At 56.6% G+C, this 3223-nt stretch carries 5 protein-coding genes; 3 read left to right on the top strand and 2 right to left on the bottom strand.

Annotated features, from left to right (window positions below; genetic code table 11):
- Positions 1-201: 201 nt before the first annotated feature.
- A complete protein-coding gene (locus B2W52_RS21150) occupies positions 202-807 on the top strand; it encodes a hypothetical protein (RefSeq protein ID WP_008171585.1) in 606 nt (201 codons plus the stop codon).
- On the opposite strand, the gene B2W52_RS21145 is transcribed toward B2W52_RS21150, so the two are convergent.
- On the bottom strand, positions 800-1111 hold the full coding sequence (locus B2W52_RS21145) for a hypothetical protein (protein ID WP_008171587.1): 312 nt from the start codon (positions 1109-1111) through the stop codon (positions 800-802). The two genes, B2W52_RS21150 and B2W52_RS21145, sit on opposite strands and share 8 nt — an antisense overlap.
- Positions 1112-1200: 89 nt before the next feature.
- Complete coding sequence (locus tag B2W52_RS21140) at positions 1201-1743, bottom strand: hypothetical protein (RefSeq protein WP_100169459.1); 543 nt, start codon at positions 1741-1743, stop codon at positions 1201-1203.
- A 51-nt stretch (positions 1744-1794) separates the two neighbouring features.
- Here B2W52_RS21140 and B2W52_RS21135 point away from each other — a divergent pair, with 51 nt between their 5' ends.
- Both B2W52_RS21135 and B2W52_RS21130 read left to right on the top strand, forming a co-directional pair.
- Complete coding sequence (locus tag B2W52_RS21135; protein WP_008171591.1) at positions 1795-2715, top strand: ABC transporter ATP-binding protein; 921 nt, start codon at positions 1795-1797, stop codon at positions 2713-2715.
- A gap of 26 nt (positions 2716-2741) precedes the next feature.
- On the top strand, positions 2742-3223 hold a 482-nt coding region (locus B2W52_RS21130), incomplete at its 3' end, for an ABC transporter permease (protein ID WP_286804026.1).

Genomic DNA, 3223 nt, shown 5'->3' with positions numbered 1-3223 from the left:
GGCGTAGACATCCTCGGCCGCTATATTCGCCGCAAGCTGGCTTTGCAGACCATGCCCACCTGCTAACCCGCACTGCGATCCCCATCACAGTTCCGTCATTTCGGCCAACGCTAAACTGGTAATTGGCGACCGGTTGGCGGTATTGCCAGGATACATTCCGCTACACTCAGATCACCTATTGCAACATTCAGAGTTCTGGTGATGATGGTTAACGGGTTGATTCTCTTCATTCAGGTCGGGCTGCTGGCGCTGCTTGTCCTGTTGGCTGTGCGGGTTATCTCGCTGGTGCGTTCCGAACCCATCGCAGTCGGTCGCCAGGAAATCTGGCCAGCAACGAGGGACACGGTGGCTACCGACCTGCCCTCAAACAATTCCGAATGGCCGGTTGCCAGCAGAAGGCCGACTCCTGAAGCTGCTCCGGACCGGGCTGAGCTCATCACCCGATTGCACATTCTGGCTGGTCTCCAGGAACGGGATTGCCGTGTAAAGGGTCTGGCGCTAGCGACCGCACCCGATGCGGTCAAAGCCTATGCCACGGCTTGGCTGTACGGTGCCGGGTGCGCCCTGAGCGACAAAGGCAGTCGGCATTCCGAGGCACTGGCCGGGATTGTTGCCCAGACCATCAATCGAAAAACGGGGATGCGTCAACCGCAGGCGATGCAGGCGATCAGCACATTAACAGACAGTGCGGTTTATCTGGCTTGTTTCCGGGCGGGTCTGGAAGGTGCGGAGTTCTGGCGATACAACCATTTCGTACCGCCCACGTCGAGTCTTTACGACGCCATTACTGCCAACGCGTTTATTTAGCAGCCTGTTTGTTTGCGGTTTCAAGTACCCAGTCGGTACCCAGGGCAACGGGTTCCGCATGATCCTGTTCGTCCACTCGGGTTCCGGTTATTTCAGGCCGGCTGAAGCCGCCATCATCCGTATTTGCCATGCTGTCCACATCCACGGAACGAACCACATAGGTTACGCCGCCGGCCAGCACTTTCGCGCGATGAGTCAGGCCGAAAACAAACCGGCAGTAATCCAGCTTTAGCTGAATCAGATCCTGTTCGGCTTTGCGGATTTTTCTGAGCAGAACCTTCTGAACGCTATCTCCGTAATCCATCACGTTGTCCCTGCAAATGGCGATGAGATGATTTTACACAATCCCGGACCGTTGTCAGCCGACCAGTTGTCGGTTCAGCTGTCCCGGTGCTATTCGGCCTGGAAAACCAGCTTAACCGGGATGTTTTCGATGGGTTCCTGGCCCTGTTGCAGATCAATGCGCCAGGTCATTTTGCCATCCACGGTGCAGAACGGCGCTGTGAAACGGGCGGAGTACTGGTTTTCCGACTGTTTGCCGAGGGGCACCGGGTACTCGCCCATGTACATGGACTCGCCCCGGAGAACAGCCAGAAAGCGTTCCGGACGTTCCGGTGTAGCAACGGTTAGCTGGTATTCGGTGCCCTGAGCGCCCACGCCCATGGTGTTGAGGGCAACCTGCCAATCTCCGGAACCATTCGACCATTGGCACGGACCGCTTTCCAGCAGATCACACTGAACGGTCTGACTTTCTCCGCCGGACGTTTTGCCAGTGTCTCCCAGCAGGCGCCAACCGAACACACCGGCACCAACCACGGCCAGAATCAATCCTGTAACAGCAATCGCGCGTAACATAACCGCTTCCCGAACAAACCCGGCCGGCATTATGGGGTTTTCTCCGGCCGAGGCAAAGGTTTCTAAACTGGCGCTACTCATGAGAAAATACTGCGCCTTCAATTCGACCCATTCTGACCACAGGACACGCCCGTGCAGCCGGATATTTCCGTTAAGCACCTGAGCAAGGTATATGGCGACGGTTTTCAGGCTTTGAAAGACATTAACCTGGACATCCGCCGTGGCGAGATCTTCGCCCTCCTCGGCCCCAATGGCGCTGGCAAGACCACGCTCATCAGTATCATCTGCGGTATCGTCAATGCCTCCTCCGGACAGGTAACGGCCGCCGGTTACGATATTGTCAAAGACTACCGCAAGGCCCGCGAGACCATCGGCCTGGTGCCACAGGAACTCAACACCGATTCATTCGAAACTGTCTGGAATGCCGTTTCCTTCAGTCGTGGGCTATTCGGCAAGGCGCCGAAACCTGCGCACATCGAGAAAGTCCTGAAAGATCTTTCTCTCTGGGACAAGCGCAACAACCGGATCATGTCTCTCTCCGGTGGCATGAAGCGCCGCCTGATGATTGCCAAGGCGCTCTCCCATGAGCCCCAGATACTGTTCCTGGATGAGCCCACGGCGGGCGTCGACGTTGAACTGCGGCGGGACATGTGGGAAATGGTGCGCAAACTTCGGGAACATGGCGTGACCATCATCCTCACCACCCACTACATCGAAGAAGCCGAGGAAATGGCGGATCGCATCGGTGTCATTCGCGGTGGCGAGATCATTCTGGTCGAGGACAAGGCCCAGTTGATGACCAAGCTGGGCAAGAAAGAGTTGCGACTGCAGCTGCAGCACAAACTGGACAAGGTGCCCGGTGAACTGACTCTGGAGCCGATAGAGCTGTCAGAGGATGGTTACGAGCTGATATACACCTTCGACTCCCAGCGAGAGCAGGCAGGGGTAACCCGATTGCTCCGCACGCTTGGCGATCTCGGTATCGAATACCGAGACCTTCAAACCCGGGAAAGCTCCCTTGAAGAGATTTTTGTCGGCCTGGTGCACGAGTAAAACTGCCGGCTATTCTGGAGAAATGCATGAACCTGTACGGTATCCGCGCAATCTACAATTTTGAAATGGCCCGCATGAAGCGCACTGTGATGCAAAGTGTGCTCTCGCCGGTTATATCCACCTGCCTGTATTTCGTGGTGTTTGGCTCAGCGATTGGCTCGCGGATGGGCGACATCGACAACATCGCCTACGGCGCTTACATCATCCCCGGCCTGGTGATGTTGTCGCTGCTGATGCAAAGTATTTCGAACGCCTCCTTCGGCATCTACATGCCCAAGTTCTCGGGCACGATTTATGAAGTGCTCTCTGCCCCGGTCTCCTATGTGGAAGTGGTGCTGGGCTATGTCGGCGCCGCCGCCAGCAAGTCGATCATTCTCGGCCTGCTGATTCTCGCCACCTCACGGTTGTTCGTGGATTTCGGCATCGAGCATCCGTTCGCCATGTTGTTCTTCCTGGTGCTCACGGCGGTGACGTTCAGCCTGTTCGGCTTCATCATCGGCATCTGGGC

This window comes from Marinobacter sp. UBA2498 (assembly GCF_002341575.1).
Taxonomy (GTDB): Bacteria; Pseudomonadota; Gammaproteobacteria; order Pseudomonadales; family Oleiphilaceae; genus Marinobacter; species Marinobacter manganoxydans.
The sequence above is the reverse complement of the archived record's forward strand: the minus strand, read 5'-3'. Positions and strand labels throughout refer to the sequence as shown.